Source organism: Exiguobacterium sp. UBA7533, from assembly GCF_002479335.1.
Taxonomy (GTDB): domain Bacteria; phylum Bacillota; class Bacilli; order Exiguobacteriales; family Exiguobacteriaceae; genus Exiguobacterium_A.
Genome location: NZ_DLMP01000005.1, coordinates 247,733 through 266,941 on the forward strand (window position 1 = coordinate 247,733; position 19,209 = coordinate 266,941).

The window sequence follows — 19,209 nt, forward strand, 5'->3', positions numbered from 1 at the left end:
CTTGATTTCGCATACTTCATCTTGGTTCGGGTATAGAGTGTTAGGTAAGAGTTATTTTCATAAGGGGGAGTTCTAAATGATTACCGATCAAGAAGCACGTCAGTATTTGAAGGATGCGAAACGCATTGCGGTCGTCGGTGTCTCAAGTGATTCTGGGAAGACGGCGAACTGGATTGCTGACTACTTGGTTCAACACGGGTACGAAGTCATTCCGGTCAATCCAACGTTAAACGAGTGGAACGGTCAAAAAGTCTATCCAAGTGTTGCAAGCATTCCAGGACACATCGATATCGTTGACGTTTTCCGTCGGTCTGAGTTTTTGGCGGATGTCGCGAAAGATGCTGTCGCTCACGGTGACGTCGGGATGATCTGGAATCAACTTGGTCTCTCAAGTGTCGAAGCAGAGAGCCTGGCGCTCGGCGCTGGCATTCCATATATTGAGAATCGTTGCATCAAAATCGAACATCAATACCTGTAAGTCATCGCACGACTTTAGGCATCTTCACCCGTTCGTGAAGGTGTCTTTTTTCATGCCCATTACAGGTTATGCTTGTCAGGAAGCAAGAAGATGCCTACAATTAGAGACAGACTACTTGAAATAACGAACGAACGTTTGTAAAAACGACGTCGTAATTTCGAATTTTGAGGTGAATTGAATGGCGACAGACTTAAATAACTACAATGATGATGCCATACAGGTGCTCGAAGGACTCGAAGCAGTCCGGAAGCGCCCAGGTATGTATATCGGTTCTACCGATCACCGTGGACTTCACCATCTCGTCTACGAGATCGTTGATAACGCGATCGATGAGGCACTTGCAGGATTCGGGGAACAAATTGATGTCACGATCCATAAAGATAATGCGATCACGGTCCGTGACCATGGACGTGGGATGCCGACAGGGATGCATGCATCGGGAAAACCGACTGCTGAAGTCATCTTCACGGTCCTTCACGCCGGTGGTAAGTTCGGTCAAGGTGGATATAAGACGTCCGGTGGCTTACACGGCGTCGGGGCGTCGGTCGTTAACGCCTTATCAACGGATTTGAAAGTAACGATCTTCCGTGACGGGAAACAATATGAGCAAACGTTTGAAAACGGCGGGATTCCGAAGACGACGTTGCTTGAAACGGGTACGACGCGTCAAAAAGGAACGAGCGTCTACTTTAAACCAGATGGCTCGATCTTCAGTACGTTGACATACAACTACGATACGCTTGCGGAACGCTTACGCGAATCAGCCTTCTTGCTAAAAGGTCTGAAGATTACGTTGACGGACGAACGGTCCGACAAACAGGATATCTTCCAGTACCAAGACGGTGTCAGCGAATTCGTTCAGTACTTGAACGATGATAAAGATACGCTTCATCCGACAGTTGCATTCGAAGGAACGGAAAACGAGATCGAAGTCGATATCGCCTTCCAGTTCACGGATGCGTACTCGGAAAACGTCCTTTCGTTCGTCAACAACGTCCGGACACGCGACGGCGGCACACATGAAGTCGGGGCAAAAACAGCAATGACACGGGTCATGAATGAATATGCCCGAAAGAACACGCTTTTGAAGGAAAAGGATAAGAACCTTGACGGAAATGATATCCGCGAAGGGTTGACGATGATCGTCTCGATCCGGATCCCAGAAGAATTCCTCCAGTTCGAAGGACAAACGAAGTCGAAACTCGGCTCACCGGAAGCGCGGACGAGCTGTGACGCTGTCATCAGTCGTCGTCTCTCGACGTACTTGGAAGAGAATCCACAAACGGCGACGCTGTTGATCAAAAAAGCAATTCGCGCTGCGCAAGCCCGGGAAGCGGCACGGAAAGCGCGCGAAGAAGCACGAAACGGGAAAAAGAAAAAACGTTCGAGCATCTTGAACGGAAAACTGACACCTGCGGCTTCAAAAAACGCGGACAAGAATGAATTGTTCCTCGTTGAGGGTGATTCTGCCGGTGGTTCTGCGAAACAAGGACGAAACCGGACGTTCCAAGCAATCCTTCCACTTCGTGGGAAGGTCTTGAACACAGAGAAAGCGAAACTTGCCGATATCATGAAGAATGAAGAGATCAACACAATCATTCACGCGATTGGCGGCGGTGTCGGAGCTGATTTCGACTTGTCAGATTGTAATTTCGACAAAGTCATCATCATGACCGATGCCGATACCGATGGCGCGCATATCCAAGTCTTGCTGTTGACGTTCTTCTTCCGCTACATGCGCCCATTGATTGACGCTGGGAAGGTCTTCGTTGCTTTACCACCGCTCTACCGCGTCTCAAAAGGAAAAGGCAAATCGGAGAAGTTCGAATACGTCTGGGACGAAGAGACACTTAAGAAAACGACGAAGAAGTTCGGTAAAGGTTATATGATCCAGCGTTACAAAGGACTTGGGGAGATGAACGCACCGCAACTCTGGGAAACCACGATGGATCCCGAGACACGGACGTTGATTCGGGTTACGATCGACGATGCTGCCGTAGCGGAAAAACGCGTCTCTGTCCTCATGGGCGATAACGTCGGACACCGCCGGACGTGGATCGAGGACAATGTCGCCTTCGGTCTCGCAGAAGACCTCTCGATCATCGAGAACGAGCACGTGACGAAAGAGAGTGTGAACGAACATGTCTAATCTACAAAACATCCTGAACCTGTCGCTCGAGCAAGTCGTCGGCGACCGGTTTGGTCGTTATTCGAAATATATCATTCAAGATCGTGCCTTACCGGATGCCCGTGATGGTCTGAAACCAGTACAACGTCGGATCTTGTATGCGATGCATACGGAAGGAAACCTGTTCGACCGTGCTTACCGAAAATCGGCGAAGACAGTCGGCGTCGTCATCGGTAACTACCACCCGCATGGTGACTCATCGGTCTATGAAGCAATGGTTCGCTTGAGCCAAGAGTGGAAGCTCCGTTATCCGTTGATCGATATGCAAGGAAACAATGGATCAATCGACGGCGATAGTGCGGCAGCGATGCGGTATACAGAAGCCCGTCTGTCGAAAGTCTCAAGCCTCATTCTCGACGGGATCAACAAACAGACCGTTGATTATACGCTCAACTTCGATGATACGACGGAAGAACCACTCGTCTTACCATCACTACTGCCGAACCTGCTGATGAATGGTTCGACGGGGATCTCCGCTGGTTACGCAACCGAGATTCCACCGCACCACGCGGGGGAAGTCCTCGATGCTGCGATCGGTCGGATCTCCGGTACGGTTCAGAACGTCGATGACTTATTGACGCACATGCAAGGTCCTGATTTCCCGACTGGTGGCGTCGTTCAAGGTCTTGACGGCATCAAAAAGGCGTTCGAGACAGGACGTGGGAAAGTTATCATCCGTTCGCGTTCAATGATTGAGACATTGCGGGGCGGTCGCCAGCAAATCGTTATCACTGAGCTCCCGTATGAGGTCAACAAAGCGAACCTCGTCAAACGGATGGAAGAACTCCGTCTTGATAAAAAGGTTGAAGGTGTTGCCGAAGTTCGTGACGAGACCGATCGCGATGGTTTACGTGTTGTCATCGAGTTGAAAAAGGAAGCGGACGCGGAAGGTGTCTTACACTTCTATCTCAAACAAACGGATCTACAAATTGCCTATAACTACAATATGGTCGCGATCCACGAGCGGACACCGCGGCAAATGGGCGTCTTGACGCTCCTTGATGCGTATCTCGCACACGTCAAGGAAGTCGTCATCCGTCGGACAGCGTTTGATCTTGAGCAAGCGAAACGCCGCCAGGAAGTCGTCTCCGCCTTGATGACAGCCATCTCTGTCCTCGATGAGACACTTGCCTTGATCCGGTCTGCATCGAATAAAGCAGATGCGAAGGACAAGCTGATTGCGCGGTTCAACTTCACGGACCGTCAAGCGGAAGCCGTCGTCATGCTTCAACTCTACCGGTTAACGAATACCGATATCGTCGAGTTACAGGAAGAAGCGGCGAAACTCGAGAAGGAGATCGCTCGTCTTGAGAAGATCCTCAACGATGAAAAGACACGTAATCGTCTCATCATCAAGGAATTGACGGTCTTGAAAGAACAAGTCGCGGACAAACGTCGCTCGACGATCGAAGCGGAAGTAGAAGAACTGAAGCTGAAGACGGAAGTCATGATCGCTGTCGAGGAAACGATGGTCTTCCTGTCGAAGAACGGTTACGTCAAACGTTCATCACTCCGTTCATTCGGTGCCTCGAACGACTTACCGGACTTGAAGGAACAGGATCGTCCGTTGCTCCAAGGGCAAGCGATGACGACCGATCACTTGATTGTCTGGACCGTTCGCGGAAACTACTTGCTGATTCCGGTCCACCAATTGCCGGATACGAAATGGAAAGATGGCGGTCAACACGTCGCGAACCTCGTCCCTCTCGAACCGGGTGACCGGGTTCTTTCAGCGGATCTCGTCCGCTCGTTCGATGAAGCCCATCACTGCTTGTTCGTTACCCGTCAAGGGATGGTCAAACGCTCGAAACTGAGTGATTACAATGCACAGCGGAAGTCAAAACCACTCCAAGGCGTCCGTCTGAAGGCAGACGACGAAGTCTTGTACGCTCAGGTCTCGACGGGTCAAACGGACCTGTTCCTTGCGACACAGAACGGTTTCGGGCTCTGGTTCACGGAAGACGACGTCCCGGTCGTCGGTGTCCGGGCTGCCGGTGTCAAGGCAATCAACCTGAAGGATCAGGACGTCGTCGCGGGTGCGATTGGCTTCAAGGAAGCGCCGCAGATCGTTCTTTTGACGCAACGGGGTGCCTTGAAGAAGATGCGTCTCGCGGATCAGTTCCAAGTCTCGAGCCGTGCGCTCCGTGGCTTACAGTTGCTCCGTGATTTGAAGTCCAAGCCACACCAAGTCGCAGCATTGATCGATGTCACGCAAGCGAAAGAATTGGTTCTCAGCGGGAAAGAGCAGGAGAAAACGATCCAAATTGGTTCGTTATCGTTCCTCGACCGCTTATCGAACGGTTCATTCGCCTATGATGAAGAGAAATTCGGTCCCTTGCTCGACTGGTATACACGATAAGCGATGCTCCTCCGGATAACGGGGGAGCTTTTTTTAGATTTAGCAGGGCAGGAGAGGGAATTTTGAGACGAATGCTCGGAATTTTGAGATTTATCCCTAGAAATATCGTTTACAAATTGAAACACTGACCAATAACGGCTACAATAGAAGAAATAGTCAGGTCACGATTCGTCACGAACAAGCGTCGGGTCACGCGTCTCCGCAGCTTTGCTTATAGCGTCAATTGATCAAGCAGCTACGGGACCGTCCCTTTAGCTGCTTGTTGTGCAATCTGCCGACCTTGGAGAGGTGATGAAGATGAAATTCAGACGTCGCGAAAAAGTAGCAATCTATATCACTCGGGAAAAACCTAACGGATGGGAACTACTTGTTTTTCATCCACAATCGGCTCCTGAGAGTGATTGGCAGATTCCTGCAGGTACGATCGAAGATGCTGAAATCGCAAAAGAAGCGGCTGTCCGTGAGACGCTTGAGGAAAGTGGTCTCTCGTTAGCATCCGTCCAGTACATCGGTGAAGAAGAGATGCGCTATCCGGAGCGAATGCGGGTGCATTACACGTATTTCTATCATGCGCACATTGAATGCCAAGAGAACCGTTGGACGCACTGTGTTGCTGGAGACGGTCAGGATTGCGGTGATTTCTTTGATTTCGCGTGGTTGCCGCTTGAACGGATCACGCAACTCGAACGCCGCCATCATATATTCTTGGATCGTTTGATTCATCGATTGGAACGGACACGTCCGTATGATTGTCGAAAACACGGTTAATCCCGTGTTTTTTTGTTTTGTCTCACTATCTTAAGTTTACCTTGATTATGAGACGAATTCTTATAACTATTGATAATATATGTTATGTTAACTTAAATAAAAAAATGATATTTTAGTCAGATTCATTTATCCCCCCTGCCATTTAAAAATCGCTCTATCGTCCTGTTGGTCTTCTTACTTATTCTTTGTTACTCTAATAACAGTAACACTGCGAATGTTACCTTTTTAACGGTAACAAATTAAATGTTTCCATGATTGTGGTAACAAATGATTAGGAGGAATCGTCATGCAAGCTGTTGCTTTGTCGTTTGATGTCAAAGGCTCCCGCGATTATCCGAGCAAAGAAGCGTTACTTCAAGCGCTTCGTGTACTCGCGAACGATTTGAATACAGCATTTCCATTGAGTATTGTTCCGTTTCAAATCAAATCCGGCGATAGTTTACTAGCGGTATTCGCGGATTATCCGGTTAGTTATCCGGTCATTCTGCACTTATTGAATCAAGAATTGCCAGGTTACATCGGGATTGGATTTGGTCAATATGAGACGATTTCGACGACGCGGGCTGAAGAAGCCAATGGTAGTGCGATCATTCATGCTTTTGAAGCACAGGAATTAGCGAAGACGCTTCCATCGCGGATTGCTTTTGCTGGACCGCCCTACTTACCGACTGCCTTGCTGAACGGTTATCTCGAAATGCTGTATCCGGCTTACTTCGGGAAGACGGACCGTCAGATTGAACTGCACCGGTTGATGGATCGATATCCGGATGATACGTATGAAGAGATCGGACTGAAGATGGGCTTCAAGGAACAAGATGCCCGCGTAAATGTCGCAAAACTCGTCTCCCGCTCGCAGCGTAAGCAACGGAAGCGACTTGAAGCTGCCTTGACCCAGGCACTGGAGCAATTCCAAGTCTGGGAGGCGATTCGGTGACCGTCTTACTTAGTCTTTTACTTGTCCATCTACTTGCTGATTTTCCATTACAGACGAAACGAATGGCGCAACTGAAACATCGACACCAACGCATCTTACTCCAACATCTTGCCGTTCATGCGGCTCTGATGCTACTTGTGCTTGCGTTCTTCGTCATCCAAGGGGAATTGACCATCGACATCGCTGGATGGCTTGGAGGCAGCATTCTCGTGTTTCACGCTCTGCTCGATGCTTCCCCGCTCAAACGCCGCGTCAAACAAGCAGTAGCGTACTGGATCGATCAAGCGTTACATATCGTTGCCATCATCGCCTTGACATGGGTGTTCGTTCCGATCGATTGGTCGTTGTCATTCTCGCGACCGGAGCAGATCCTGTGGATTCTTTGCTTTAGTTTAGTGACGACGGAGTTACTCGGTCACGGAATCGCCTTGATGCTCGCACCATTCGCGCCGCGGTTGATTGAAGCGCATTTCGAGCGGACAGTGACACGCAAAGAGCAGTTAGACGGCATCTCGCGGACCGTCACGCACGAAGTCGAAGATTCTGCGCGCAGTTATACGACGGAATTAAGCGGGATCGGACGTTATATCGGTCTCGTCGAACGCGCAATCATCACCCTGCTCGTTGTAACGAATGCAACTGGAGCCATTGGCTTCATCATTGCCTTGAAGGCATTGGCTCGTTTTAAACAGTTTGAAGATCGCCGCTTTGCGGAATATTACATCATCGGGAGCTTGCTCAGTATCTTAGGAGCGATTTTATGTGGACTGGCAATCCGTGTCGCTTTGTAAACGATGAATGAAAGTGAGGGAGACGGTTTAATCCGTCGTACGACATATGAAACAAATTGGATTAGTCAGGCATCACCGGGTGACGGAAGGATATCCGACGAAAGGCTGGATTAGCGCTAGCGATATTGAAAAATGGATCGAACGGTATGATACGTCAGAGATCGATATTCAACCGGTCGAGCTCGGTCAGATTGACTGGACAATCTGTTATGCCAGTAGCATGCCGCGTGCCGTTCAGACGGCGCAAAGCGTTTATGATCAAGAAATCATCGTGACGGATTTGCTGCGTGAAGTGCCGTTTCCGACGATTCGGTCGAATCTCCGATTACCGTTCCTCGGCTGGGCGGTTCTCGGTCGATTCGCAGCCCCGTTCAGTAAACGAATTCAAGCCGAAATCAAGGATGCGAATGAACGGATTGAAGTGCTCTTAAATCAATTAATGTTCGAAGACGACGAACGGGTTCTACTCGTCGGTCACGGCGGCATGATGATTCTGATGCGCGCTGCCTTAAAACGACGCGGTTACAGCGGACCACGGTTCGGTCATCCGCGCAATGGCATGCTGTATCTGTTCGAGAAAGAGGAACCGACATGTTGAAATGGGGATCAACGATTCTATTAGCACTCTGTTTAATCGTCATCTTCTATACGACACGGGACGAAGAACCCCCTGCCCCGACGGCAGGACAGATGGAAATCTATGGTTTTGACGTCGGTCAAGGAGATAGCACGTTCATCCGAACGAAGGAAGATGCGATCTTGATTGATGGTGGGAATAACGGCAAAGGCGAAGATGTCGTCCGCTACCTGCAAAAATTGGGTATCAAACGCTTAACAGCGGTCATTGCGACACATCCGGACGCCGATCATATCGGTGGACTCGATACCGTCCTCGATGCCTTTCCAGTCGACAGCGTCTATGCCCCGCGAGTCACGCATACGACGGAGACGTATCGCGATTTCCTCCTTGCCGTCAAACGCGAAGGAGTGACGATCAAGTCAGTTAAAGCAGGTCTTAAAATACCGAGTGAAGCCGCACGCTTTACGTTCCTTGCTCCTCTAACAGACGGGACACAGGATCTTAACAGCTGGAGTGCCGTCCTCCGGGTCGAACATGGACAAGACCGCTTCCTCTTCATGGGCGACGCGCCGATCCGAACTGAACAACAATTACTCGAGTCAAACACCGATGTACGTGCTGATGTCTTAAAGCTTGGACATCACGGGGCAGACACATCGTCCTCCCTGCCCTTCCTACAAGCTGTATCACCAAAACGTGCCTTGATCTCAGCCGGAAAGGACAATGCTTATCGTCACCCACGTCCTTCCGTCTTACAAGAACTGAAGGCAGAACGGATTACGATTGACCGAACCGATCAAAGTGGAACGATTCAGTATATCTCGACTGGTGACGGTATCAAAGAATCGAACCGGCCTGATTTACGACCGGAATAACTAGACGCGGAGGTGTATCAGATGCGATTGACCGTAGCTGATTTTGAAGGTGATCTAGCAATTTGTGAGACCGACGACCGTGAGACGATCACGTTACCGAAAAGTCGTTTACCGCGCCAAGCGACGATTGGCGACCGACTCGATTGGAGCGGACGCTCGATTCGGATCTTACGCAACGAGACGAACGAGCGTAAAAAAGAGATCACCGAGCTGATGGATGATCTCTTTGAAGAATGATGGGATTCCCTCGGTGCGCTGAGGGAGTCTTTTTTAATCAAGTAGACTGATGATGAGTCCAGTGAGGATGCTTGCTGTGAATAAGAAACCAAGCGTATACGTAAGCAAACGTAATCCGATTGGGAGTCGACCGATCGCGGCAAAGGCACGACGATTCGGGGGACCTCCGGAAACGACGCGTTGGTAATCATCGAGCGGACTATGGACGACGTCATGTTGAACGACTGGAGTGGTATCGGATTCCGTAGTGTATTGTTTCATGAGTCCATTCCTCCTTATCTTAGCAACCCTAAATACATTATTCGATAAATGACTTTCTAATCCTGTTTCAATGTTTTTGATATTTTACGAAACTTTTGGATGAAAATGGTAGTATAAAAGGTAGACGTATTTCTAGACCAATCGTTTTAGGAAAATTACTAGCGGTTTTTTCTGAATTTTCGTACACTTTAGAAATACAAAGCATCTTAAAGGGGGAATCATTTATGTTTCAAACGTTACGGACATCACTTAAGCAATCCGTCCTTGGTCAGGACGATGTGATTGATCATTTATTGATCGGTTTACTTGCCGAGGGGCATATTTTACTCGAAGACCGTCCCGGGACTGGTAAGACAACACTAGCAAAAGCACTCGCGCAGACACTCGATGCAAAATTCTCACGTGTTCAATGTACAGCAGATACGTTACCGACGGATTTACTCGGAATGGAGCTGTTTAACCCACTCACTGGGTCGTTCGAACAACGGTTTGGTCCGCTGTTTGCGAACATTGTCCTCGTTGATGAGATCAACCGAACGACTCCACGGACCCAGTCCGCTCTCCTTGAAGCCATGGCAGAGGCACAAGTGACAATTGGTGATATGTCGTATACGCTACCGCAACACTTTCTTGTCATCGCGACACAAAACCCGTTCGACGGACACGGCACGTTCCCGCTCCCCCATGCGCAACTCGACCGCTTCTTGTTCAAGTTGTCGTTCGCTCCCCTGACGCGTCAAGCGGAAAAAGCATTGTTACGTGGAGCGCATCTGACCGCAGCCGATCTACACATTCCACTTGAACAACTCAACGACTGGAAAGAGGAAGTGGTTGCTGTCACGATTGAGGACAGCGTCGAAAATTACTTACTTGATGTCTGTGACGCACTCCGCGCCCATCGTGACGTTGAGATTGGACCAAGTCCACGAGCGACACTCGCCCTTTTAAAGGCAGCAAAAGCGCGTGCTTGGATGCAAGAGCGGACGTACGTCACACCAGAAGACGTCAAACACTTAGCAACGCCGCTTCTCGCTCACCGACTCGTCCTAACACTTGAAGCGACGCTGAAGTTGTCGAACGAACGTCTCGTCCAGCAGGTTCTCGATTCACTCACCGTTCCAACTGAGGTGTAATCATGCAATTGATCACACCAAAAGCCTTTAACCTCATCATTCTCACCATGACGGGCGCAAGTGGGATCATCGTCGGACTCTATGGTCCTGTTTGGATGGCGGCCTTGTTATTTGCCTATACGATATACGGCTGGGTGATGCCCTATTATCTTGAATATGTCGCGAAGCGGATCCACGTCCGCCTCCTTGAGACAGTCCGTGCTTTCCGGGAAGAAGCGATCCAGATTCCGTTCGAGCTGACGAATCCGACGAAGTTGCCGCTTGGACGGATTACGATTTCCGGTCTACTCGGGGATCAAATCAAGCTTCCTGACGCGAATAGTCAGTTTTGGCGTCAACACATGTATGTCGGTAAACAGACGATCGTCCCGTTTTCAATCGATGTCATTGCCGCACAGCGAGGAACGATTCGGATTCAATCGTTTGACATCATGATCTCGGATCCGTTTCATCTGATGACGATCTATATCACGCTCGACATCCAGGAACTTGGGCATGTCTTCCCGGACTTCGCACCAGCGTCCGTCGAGTGGAACGAGCGGATGATTCCGGGTGAGACGATTGATCGTTCGAGTCCGTTTTCGGATCGTTCGAGTTTTCATTCAGTCGTTCCCTATTCCGGAGATGCGAAATCGATCTATTGGTCTGCCTATGCAAAGACAAACGAACTGTATTCGTATCAATATGATCGGAAACGTAATCATGATTATGCCGTGATCGTCGATGGTCTGTCAGCAGACGGGCTCGCCCTCCGCTCTGACTTCGAGAAACTCTTATCGCGTGCCGCAACAATCATCCGCGAACTCGAAAAACAAGGCGCTTCCTACAGTCTTTGGATCTCGATGGTCAATCGAACGGGTCAGTGGTATCATGTCCCGTCCGGTACGGGGAAACATCAGTTCCTTCGGACGATGGAATGTCTTGCCCGGATCTCAGAATATGACTTACCACTCGAGCGCCGCTATTTCACGAAACGCTTACAACGGAGCGTTCCGTCAACGACGGCAGAGATCCATCTCGGTCATCGGCAGAAAGGGGTGAGCGCATGATTCTCTGGTGGATTTTCCTAGCGAGTCTGTTACCCGTTCCGTTCTATCTAGCACTCGTTTTCCCGGCACTTGCCTTCGTGCCGCACCGCTCGCTTCGGATTGGACTGCAGCTACTCGCAGCGGGATTACTGTTCATTCTATCTCCGGTTGCTTGTATTTTAGCTCTTATCTTCGTCGCCTGGACCGCATTTCTTGATACGGTCGAGTCAGCTTGGCGTTACGCCGCAAGTGGACTGATCGTCGGTGGCGTGATGATTCTATTCCCAGGTGTGACTCCACCGCTTGGTGCCTTTTTGCTCCTCTTCCTTGTCGTCGCGTATCCATTCGTCGTCACCTATATGACAGAATGGCGACGTATCTTCTCAACAGTTGGTCTGATGCTGACGTTAGGGCTCCTTTTAGCCGGTCTTTTTCGATTGACGAAGGAAGTACTCGTAGGGTCCGTGACGAATTCGATCCGACCGCTGTTTGAAGCATTTGGCTCCCTCTTCCTTTGGACGGAGCCACTCGGACGAAAAGCGGACAACATGACGAACCGCGCGATGGGACTTGAAAACATCAAAAGCGTGGAAGACGTCAAACAAGCAACGGTCCAAGCGGGAACGTCACATTGGATTTGGATCGTGACGGCAATCGTGACTGTATTGTTCGTTGCAATCACGCTGTACGTCATCCGGAAGCGAAAAGTCATTCCGATTGAAATGGAACAGACTGTCAAACGTTCCAAACAGGTACGAACGCATGCTCCAAAACGTTATAGTCATCACCCGTTGCTGAAGATTGCTTCGCAACTTGAACAAGCCTTCCCAAGACGTCATGAGGAGACGACGCTTGAGTGGTTGATGCGGATTGAGTTCCCGGATGCGTCATCCAATGCGCGTTTAATCGACGGGATTGAATTCAGTACAAGCGAACCCGCCTATGATATCCAAACGTTCCGGCGTCAAGTACGCGAACAAATCGAACGTTAACAAAAAGCCTTTGCTCGTGGAGCAAGGGCTTTTTGTCGCATTAAGTGCGCATCAATTGATTGCGTAGTGTCGTCGCAAGTCACCAGTCGCAGAGATGGTTTGATCCACCATCGCGCCACCACAACATGTCAATATCCAAGAAATCGTCTTAGCGCCAACAAAACATTTCGATGGACGAAAAACAGACCGAAGCGAAAAGAAATGAGTACACTTCCGGACACTTTCGGTCTAGTTTCCTTCAAGCGTTAATTTTCCAGGTGGCTCTGTTCAATCGTTTGAAAAATCGATTGATAGATCCTCAGTTGCTCCGAACGATTCGGTCGTTCGATCCCCTCTCCGAACAACCAGGTCGTCTCTTGCGTATCGTCATAGAGCATACCAGCTGCAAACGTCGGATTCGGCACCGAGATGCTTCCCTCATAGGAGAGACTCGGATCAAGAAACGGTTCGATGGATTTTTGAGAGCCGATGAAGAAAAATGGAATATGTGCTTTCCGGTAGACGGAGGCATAGTCACGTCCTGCTGCCTTATGTAAGTACTCCGGCATGATCATGACGGCGTCATATTGACGTAAATCTCCTTTGATTTCCTGCAGATCAATTGAGTGGAAGTCCGGAGATTGTGTAAGAACTGGAGCCGTTCCGACGACAGCGATGGTGAGATCGATGGTACTAGCTTTTGGCGTCAACGTCGATTTTTTCAACATACACACGGTAAGCAGTAGACTGAGTGCAAGTAAAGTCATGACGGTTCTTTGTCTCATCTGTCCCTCCATGATTTCCTGATATTAGGTCTTTCACCTAGTTTCTTTATACCATAAAAATGTGTGGCGTTATGTTTTCGAACAATAGGGAAATCACAAGAATAAAGTGTCAACGGAATCCGATAAAAAAAGACTCCCTAGTTGGAGTCTTCTTACTTTTCAGCATCGATTTTTGAAGCCTTACGCGCAATGACGACAATAAAGACAATGGCACCGACAGGAATCACGAGCGGCATCCAGTCGAGGATATACTGTGCGTTCATCGTATCCCCCCTTACCTAGCAAGCTATAAGCGTAGCATATGCCAATTGCTGGGGAGTTGCAAGTCACAGTCGGGGTAGAAGCGCGTAGGCAACTGAATAATAGATCAAAACACTTGTTGAAAGCATATACCCGATGAATAAAAGGGGGGTAAATTTAGGTTTCATGCGCCGTTCGATCAAACGTAGCGATCCGATGGTGACAACAAGAGCGATAACCGGACTGAATCCGAACGCGACGATGTCGAGTGATGTCATGACATCTTCTGGTAACACGAAATGAAAGACAAAAAGTGAGAATAAGTACCAAGATGTATAGGATAAACAAACGAAGAACAGGAAAGCACCTAATTTCCGCATCCCGTTTGATCGGCTTTTTTCCATCTGTTGCATGTCGTTCCTCCTACATAAGTATCAGATACCTATAATAGTAACTGGAACTATTCGCTTAAAATATTCAAATATGAATATCCGACAAAAAACGACATTTTTTTATTCCGTAATTAAAAAAGCAAGATCCATGGTCAAATGAACCTTGCTTTACCTCTTAAAGAGCAGGTGTTTCGACTTGGTACATCGTCGCAAGACCCGCTACTTTATTCTTGAATGTCTCTCGGCGTTCGACAGGTGCGATGATTTCTGCTTGGTTGCCGAACTGGATCAGCCACATCATGAAGCCGTCAGAAAAGAGCGCATCGACCTTAACCTCGAACCAGAGGTCATCGAGACGACGACAACGGATATCGGTCCCGAACCGGTCAACGACGGTCGGCATCAGACTCTCCTGGAATTTAAGTGTCAATTGCTCGTTCTCTCCTCCATACATGTTGAACATATTACTTAAGTAACTTGGCTCGACATAGACCGGTTCTTCCATCGGTTCGAATGCTTTACAATCAACGATTCGATCGACCCGATACGTTCGAACCTCTTTGATCCGTTCGTCTCTTCCGATCAAATAGTAATTTCCGTTATCCATCAATAGATGTGCTGGTGAAACGAGATAATGCTCGCCATCCTTGCGTAACTCGAACTTTCGCGTCCGTTCGTTGAATTTCCCTTGGTACTGGAAGCTGATGACAAAACCTTCACTGATTGCTTTCTGAATCGTATCGATTGAGCGGGACGTCATCCCTTTTGGTTTTTTGACAGTATGTAGGACCGGCTGAAGTGACTCCGCCATCTTATCACTCGTCAGGGATTGAAGCGTCTTGACGAGAGCTGTTGTCTCACTTTCCGAGATGAATTTCGCACTAGCGATGGCATCGACGAGCAATCGGAGCTGATGATGTTCAAAAGGACGACTGACGAGATGATACGGAATGGCAAGTCCATTCTTCGTCTCTTCCGCCACGACGTCGAAGCCTGATTTAGCAAGTGCTGCAATATCATCCTTTAACGATTTTCGGGATAGCTTCTCGATTAAGCCTCGTTTCGAGAGTTCCATGCTTAATTCCTCAAGCGTCAACGTATGATCTTCATCCGACTGACGTTCGAAGATTTCTCGTACAGCAAGTAAGCGGTCACGGTTTGTTAATTTTTCGTTTGACACTACGCATCCTCATTTCCTAAGTCACAATGGTTTGGTTATACTTTACAGTATACATGAAAAAGAAAATTAGATTAACAATAAAATGGTAAATATTAAGAGATAGGAGAATTTGGATGCATTGTATCGCAGAATGGAACGGGCAGCGCTTTGATTACCGGGATAGCGGAAGCGGTCCCGTCATTCTTTTAATTCATGGGACGCAGTCGGACTATCGGGAAATCTACCATGTCGAGAAATTGATTGCTGCAGGGTATCGTGTCATCGTACCATCGCGTCCGGGGTATGGACGAACACCACTTCAACTCGCAGATAATCCAGAGGCGCTCGCGACATTTTACGCCGGGTGGCTCGCATCCCGTCAAATCGAACACTATACCGTTTACGGCATCTCAGCCGGAGGACCGACGGCGATCGCCCTTGCCGGATTGGATACGGGCGTTCATGCCCTCGTCTTAGCATGTGCGATGACGCATCGGATTTCACTTCCTTATCATCGCCTACTCATCCAACCGGTCTTGCAGCGTCCCTTGCAGTTCATTCAATGGGGGATTTGGGCGTATGTGAAGGATAAAATTCGGAAGTTTCCTGAAGAAGCGGCCGTCCGGATGGTCGAGATGACGAGTCTCTTACCACGCGAAACAATCCGTACTCACATCAGTGAGACGGATGCTTCGTTGTTATATGAGGTCGGTCTTCAAAATGGTCCAGGACGGGGTGTGTTATTCGATATCACGCAAGACTTAGGACAAGAGCGACTCGAAGCCGTCACGTGTCCGGTTTTGATCGTCCATTCAAAGTCAGACCGTGCTGTTCCGTTCGAACACGCGGAATACGCTCGACGAAGCATTCCGCATGCACAGTTCATCGAATCGAAGAGCCCCGGTCATCTCATTTGGATTGGTCCATCCGCACGTCGGGATGAACGCATGATTGAACGCTTCATCGCTTTCAATCAGATGACTTGAAGCCGAAGCCGCATCTTCAACTTCTCGTCGTCCTCTTCGATCGCAACCAGTCCCCGGTTCTTCAGTTCACCGATCGCACGACGTGTTCGATCTTGATTGAGGCGGGCACAGCGGGCGATCTCGGCGATCCCCATTCGGCACGATAATTGATTGGCCTTGATTTTTGATGAAGGCTTCGCGACGGAACGTTGTAAAAGTCGCCAAAAGACGTGTCGGGCATCTTCCGACAAGGCGTAGGCGTTCTTCTCGATCACCGGTGGCATATAGCGGACATCTTCTCGAATTCGGCGAATCAGATAAAGACTGAGCCATTCTTCGAGTTCCGCTAGAATCCGTGAGAATTCGAACCACCAGAGCTGCTCGAGTACCTCTTCTTCTTTCGTCGCCAGTTGCCAATTAGCAGGAATCTCATCAAATTCTTCTTCGAGCCAATCTTCGTAATCGAGAGCCGTCTCATATAAGACTTGTGACGGAACCTGTTCGAGCGACGTCCGATGTTTATAGATATCAAAGCTCATCCGCCGAAAATGTTCGACGGATGCAGCCACTTGGCTCAAATGAATCAATTGTTTCGTAATCAGCCGCGCCAGTCCATCCATTTCGAGGTGGATGGCATATAAGTGTTTTTCTAGCGCAATGAGCGTACTTCTCTCCATTCGACTGTTCCTCCCCTATTTGTTTTTCGTCTTCTTGTCTTTTTCCGCAAAACCCTTATTCAAAACCAATTGTGAGCATATCGATGTATTGACAGTGAAGTTTGGAATAGAATAAAACAATCGAATTCAAAAGGAGATGCACGATATGTATACGATTTATGGTAGCTCACGTAAAGGAAACAGTGAATGGCTAGGTGAACAAGCGTTGAAAGGCATCCGTCATGTGGCTGTCGATTTGGCGAACGTCTCGATTCAGCCGATTGAAGACCGCCGTCATCATGGTGGCTTTTTGCCGATCGGTGATGATTATCGCCGAATCGTCGAAGCGATGCTTGAACACGATGACATCCTGTTCATCACACCGATTTACTGGTACTCGATGTCGACGAAGATGAAATTATTCATCGACCGATTCAGCGAGTCACTTCGCGACGAAGAGCTCGACTTCAAAAGCCGAATGGCAGGGAAACGATTCCACTTGATTGCCGTCGGTGGAGACGATCCGCGCATCAAAGGACAGGCACTCGTCACGCAGTTCAAGCATATCGCGTCGTTCCTCGGTGCGACGCTTGAGACAACGATTCTTGCCGAAGGGAATGCACCGGGTGAGGTCGAACACGATCAAGAAGCAATTGTGGCCATCGAGGCGTTTCGCGAAAAAATGTCAGGTGCACGTGTTTAAGCACGGATCTTGAAGGGAATTATCTGAAGCAGAGCGCACGACTGTCTAGCGTACGACTCAATTCAGGAGGTGGTCAGCCATGTTCGCATCTAAAAAACGATCGAATCGCAAGTGGAAACAACTGACTTCACGCCAGCATATCCTTCATCTTGAACATTTGTATCAATCTCGCGAAGAGACGATTGTTCGTGATCGCCTCTCCTTGCAACACATCATGGAACGTGCAGTCCGGACCGGACAGACGGTCCACGTCCGATTGAAACAACTGGATATGGTATCCGGTTCAATCCAAGCGATTTTTCATGACCGTGGAACGATTGAACTCGTCACATCGACAGGTATGCGCCGAATGGTACGAGCGTCAGACGTCATCGATATCAAGTGGAAAGCAACCTAACAGCATTCAACCCCTTCTCGATGAGAGAAGGGGTTTTGATTTATATGAGTCCTTTGCCACCGAGCGGTTGATCTTCCAGTACACGTTCAACATGTTCAAGTAACGGACGCGCTTGCGTAATCAAGTGCTGCGTCACCGGTAAAGTTAAGGATGCTTGATGAGTAGCCGAATCCGTCCAAATTTCGCGAACATGCAAAACATCTGGCTCGTCAGAACGGCTGATGATGTAGTGCAGGCAGCCCGGATGCGTCGCAAGAGAAGCCGCAGCTTCAAGCAACAGGGCAATGACGTTGTCGCGTTGTCCGTTTTGAGTCGTAAATGTCGTCCATAATCCATACATCATGAGGTACCTGATAACGGTCGAACTTCCGCTCGCCAACCGTAAGATTCCCCTTCTGCGACTTGAGTCGTCGGATGAAGGAAAGCTAGTTCCATCGCATGATCTAAATCACGTGCTTCAAAGACGATCAAACTGCCGATTTGCTCCCCACTCGAACGATCTGGTTCATCATTCGTCTGCACGACACCATCTCGCCAGTAAAATGCTTGTGTCGCTAGACCCGGGTGCCAGTCTGATAAAACGTTCACTTGTTTATTAAAGGTGTTCATCAACGCATCACAACGCGACATCAAGACGTCAATCTCTTCCTTCGATAAAGCATCCATCTGGTCTGCATCGTAATAGCCAACATATAAGAATTGCATCATCTTTCCTCCTTTCATCCTTTCCATTCCCTTCCAAGAGAAGGTTAAACAAAAGCCTCCTTGTCTCTATACTGAGAAACAGGAGGCTTACGTATCATTCATCTTTTAATTTGACATTTTGATCGGCTGGTAATGTTGTTGTCGTTTCCTCATCTTCGAGTTTCGGGACGCCAGCACCATAATCGGTTGCTTCATCCGCCACATACGATGCCGCAAACGCTGGATTCAGTAAATCAGACTTCGAACCGACGATGACAATCCGACCGTGTCGGACTTCATCTTCTAGGTCCTCGGCGACATCCTTCGTCATACCAAGCTCGGACAACTGAGCGATCCGGTCTTTCCGGTTACTCCGGACGGCTGATAATAAGGTCTCGAAGAACGACTTCTTCGTCACGCGATACGGTAACGTCTGCGTATCGTTCGCGATGCGTTCCGCGAGTTCTTCGTCTTTCGCAAAGATATAGATCTGTTTATTCGAATAACCACTTGATTTAAGGCTCGTCACTTCTGCGTCGACAGCGGTCATGTTTCGTACGATGCGCGTTTCAAGCATAAAAATCCCTCTCCTTCATGCAGCAAGCTGCTGATAAGAAGTTATACC

At 48.8% G+C, this 19,209-nt stretch carries 23 protein-coding genes; 15 read left to right on the forward strand and 8 right to left on the reverse strand.

The window, feature by feature from the left end:
* The first annotated feature begins 76 nt into the window (after positions 1 to 76).
* The 9 genes from B2U10_RS08745 to B2U10_RS08785 all read left to right on the forward strand — a co-directional run bounded on the left by B2U10_RS08745 (position 77) and on the right by B2U10_RS08785 (position 9,210).
* A complete protein-coding gene (locus B2U10_RS08745) occupies positions 77 to 478 on the forward strand; it encodes a CoA-binding protein (protein ID WP_035407950.1) in 402 nt (133 codons plus the stop codon).
* A 178-nt stretch (positions 479 to 656) separates the two neighbouring features.
* The gene (gene parE, locus B2U10_RS08750) at positions 657 to 2,627 is read left to right on the forward strand and encodes a DNA topoisomerase IV subunit B (protein ID WP_035407952.1); all 1,971 of its coding nucleotides are present in this window, start codon (positions 657 to 659) and stop codon (positions 2,625 to 2,627) included.
* On the forward strand, positions 2,620 to 5,025 hold the full coding sequence (gene parC / locus B2U10_RS08755) for a DNA topoisomerase IV subunit A (protein WP_290786883.1): 2,406 nt from the start codon (positions 2,620 to 2,622) through the stop codon (positions 5,023 to 5,025). Before parE ends, parC begins: the two co-directional genes overlap by 8 nt.
* 297 nt (positions 5,026 to 5,322) lie before the next feature.
* Positions 5,323 to 5,793 carry an NUDIX domain-containing protein gene (locus B2U10_RS08760; protein ID WP_230088538.1) on the forward strand — a complete coding sequence of 157 codons (471 nt, stop codon included), beginning with the start codon at positions 5,323 to 5,325 and terminating at the stop codon, positions 5,791 to 5,793.
* 286 nt (positions 5,794 to 6,079) lie between these two features.
* A complete protein-coding gene (locus tag B2U10_RS08765; RefSeq protein ID WP_035407956.1) occupies positions 6,080 to 6,727 on the forward strand; it encodes a hypothetical protein in 648 nt (215 codons plus the stop codon).
* Positions 6,724 to 7,518, forward strand: coding sequence for a DUF3307 domain-containing protein (locus tag B2U10_RS08770; protein ID WP_290786886.1), 795 nt, complete (start codon positions 6,724 to 6,726; stop codon positions 7,516 to 7,518). The genes B2U10_RS08765 and B2U10_RS08770 overlap by 4 nt, the downstream gene beginning before the upstream one ends.
* A gap of 46 nt (positions 7,519 to 7,564) precedes the next feature.
* Positions 7,565 to 8,116: a histidine phosphatase family protein gene (locus B2U10_RS08775; RefSeq protein WP_290786889.1), complete on the forward strand. Its 552-nt coding sequence runs from the start codon at positions 7,565 to 7,567 to the stop codon at positions 8,114 to 8,116.
* A complete protein-coding gene (locus B2U10_RS08780; protein ID WP_414651178.1) occupies positions 8,113 to 8,973 on the forward strand; it encodes a ComEC/Rec2 family competence protein in 861 nt (286 codons plus the stop codon). Before B2U10_RS08775 ends, B2U10_RS08780 begins: the two co-directional genes overlap by 4 nt.
* Before the next feature lie 21 nt (positions 8,974 to 8,994).
* Positions 8,995 to 9,210, forward strand: coding sequence for a DUF3006 domain-containing protein (locus tag B2U10_RS08785; RefSeq protein WP_290786892.1), 216 nt, complete (start codon positions 8,995 to 8,997; stop codon positions 9,208 to 9,210).
* Between the two features lie 33 nt (positions 9,211 to 9,243).
* On the opposite strand, the gene B2U10_RS08790 is transcribed toward B2U10_RS08785, so the two are convergent.
* The gene (locus B2U10_RS08790) at positions 9,244 to 9,471 is read right to left on the reverse strand and encodes a hypothetical protein (RefSeq protein WP_035407964.1); all 228 of its coding nucleotides are present in this window, start codon (positions 9,469 to 9,471) and stop codon (positions 9,244 to 9,246) included.
* A 224-nt stretch (positions 9,472 to 9,695) separates the two neighbouring features.
* On the opposite strand from B2U10_RS08790, the gene B2U10_RS08795 reads away from it, so the two are divergent.
* The 3 genes from B2U10_RS08795 to B2U10_RS08805 are packed head-to-tail and all read left to right on the forward strand — an operon-like array spanning position 9,696 to position 12,624.
* Positions 9,696 to 10,604, forward strand: a complete 909-nt coding sequence (locus B2U10_RS08795) for an AAA family ATPase (protein ID WP_035407966.1) — start codon at positions 9,696 to 9,698, stop codon at positions 10,602 to 10,604.
* A 2-nt stretch (positions 10,605 to 10,606) separates the two neighbouring features.
* Positions 10,607 to 11,653, forward strand: a complete 1,047-nt coding sequence (locus B2U10_RS08800) for a DUF58 domain-containing protein (protein ID WP_035407969.1) — start codon at positions 10,607 to 10,609, stop codon at positions 11,651 to 11,653.
* Positions 11,650 to 12,624 (forward strand): hypothetical protein, encoded by a 975-nt coding sequence (locus tag B2U10_RS08805; RefSeq protein ID WP_035407970.1) that lies wholly within the window; start codon positions 11,650 to 11,652, stop codon positions 12,622 to 12,624. Before B2U10_RS08800 ends, B2U10_RS08805 begins: the two co-directional genes overlap by 4 nt.
* Before the next feature lie 245 nt (positions 12,625 to 12,869).
* Here B2U10_RS08805 and B2U10_RS08810 read toward each other — a convergent pair whose 3' ends face one another.
* The 3 genes from B2U10_RS08810 to B2U10_RS08820 all read right to left on the reverse strand — a co-directional run bounded on the left by B2U10_RS08810 (position 12,870) and on the right by B2U10_RS08820 (position 15,200).
* Positions 12,870 to 13,388 (reverse strand): hypothetical protein, encoded by a 519-nt coding sequence (locus tag B2U10_RS08810; protein WP_290750411.1) that lies wholly within the window; start codon positions 13,386 to 13,388, stop codon positions 12,870 to 12,872.
* 326 nt (positions 13,389 to 13,714) lie between these two features.
* Positions 13,715 to 14,041 (reverse strand): hypothetical protein, encoded by a 327-nt coding sequence (locus tag B2U10_RS08815; RefSeq protein WP_290750408.1) that lies wholly within the window; start codon positions 14,039 to 14,041, stop codon positions 13,715 to 13,717.
* A gap of 154 nt (positions 14,042 to 14,195) precedes the next feature.
* A complete protein-coding gene (locus B2U10_RS08820; protein WP_290750405.1) occupies positions 14,196 to 15,200 on the reverse strand; it encodes a helix-turn-helix transcriptional regulator in 1,005 nt (334 codons plus the stop codon).
* Between the two features lie 113 nt (positions 15,201 to 15,313).
* Between B2U10_RS08820 and B2U10_RS08825 the strand changes: the two genes are divergently transcribed.
* On the forward strand, positions 15,314 to 16,165 hold the full coding sequence (locus B2U10_RS08825) for an alpha/beta fold hydrolase (protein WP_290758452.1): 852 nt from the start codon (positions 15,314 to 15,316) through the stop codon (positions 16,163 to 16,165).
* Here B2U10_RS08825 and B2U10_RS08830 read toward each other — a convergent pair.
* Positions 16,153 to 16,821, reverse strand: coding sequence for a hypothetical protein (locus B2U10_RS08830; RefSeq protein WP_214853785.1), 669 nt, complete (start codon positions 16,819 to 16,821; stop codon positions 16,153 to 16,155). The genes B2U10_RS08825 and B2U10_RS08830 overlap by 13 nt on opposite strands.
* Positions 16,822 to 16,966: 145 nt before the next feature.
* On the opposite strand from B2U10_RS08830, the gene B2U10_RS08835 reads away from it, so the two are divergent.
* Together B2U10_RS08835 and B2U10_RS08840 are read left to right on the forward strand one after the other, a co-directional pair.
* A complete protein-coding gene (locus B2U10_RS08835) occupies positions 16,967 to 17,503 on the forward strand; it encodes a flavodoxin family protein (RefSeq protein WP_290750396.1) in 537 nt (178 codons plus the stop codon).
* Positions 17,504 to 17,582: 79 nt separating this feature from the next.
* Positions 17,583 to 17,900, forward strand: coding sequence for a hypothetical protein (locus B2U10_RS08840; RefSeq protein WP_290750393.1), 318 nt, complete (start codon positions 17,583 to 17,585; stop codon positions 17,898 to 17,900).
* Between the two features lie 40 nt (positions 17,901 to 17,940).
* Here B2U10_RS08840 and B2U10_RS08845 read toward each other — a convergent pair whose 3' ends face one another.
* The 3 genes from B2U10_RS08845 to B2U10_RS08855 all read right to left on the reverse strand — a co-directional run bounded on the left by B2U10_RS08845 (position 17,941) and on the right by B2U10_RS08855 (position 19,161).
* On the reverse strand, positions 17,941 to 18,243 hold the full coding sequence (locus tag B2U10_RS08845) for a putative quinol monooxygenase (protein ID WP_214853777.1): 303 nt from the start codon (positions 18,241 to 18,243) through the stop codon (positions 17,941 to 17,943).
* On the reverse strand, positions 18,240 to 18,605 hold the full coding sequence (locus tag B2U10_RS08850; protein ID WP_290786895.1) for a YciI family protein: 366 nt from the start codon (positions 18,603 to 18,605) through the stop codon (positions 18,240 to 18,242). The genes B2U10_RS08845 and B2U10_RS08850 overlap by 4 nt, the downstream gene beginning before the upstream one ends.
* Positions 18,606 to 18,699: 94 nt before the next feature.
* The gene (locus B2U10_RS08855; RefSeq protein WP_035407992.1) at positions 18,700 to 19,161 is read right to left on the reverse strand and encodes a general stress protein; all 462 of its coding nucleotides are present in this window, start codon (positions 19,159 to 19,161) and stop codon (positions 18,700 to 18,702) included.
* Between the last annotated feature and the right edge of the window lie 48 nt (positions 19,162 to 19,209).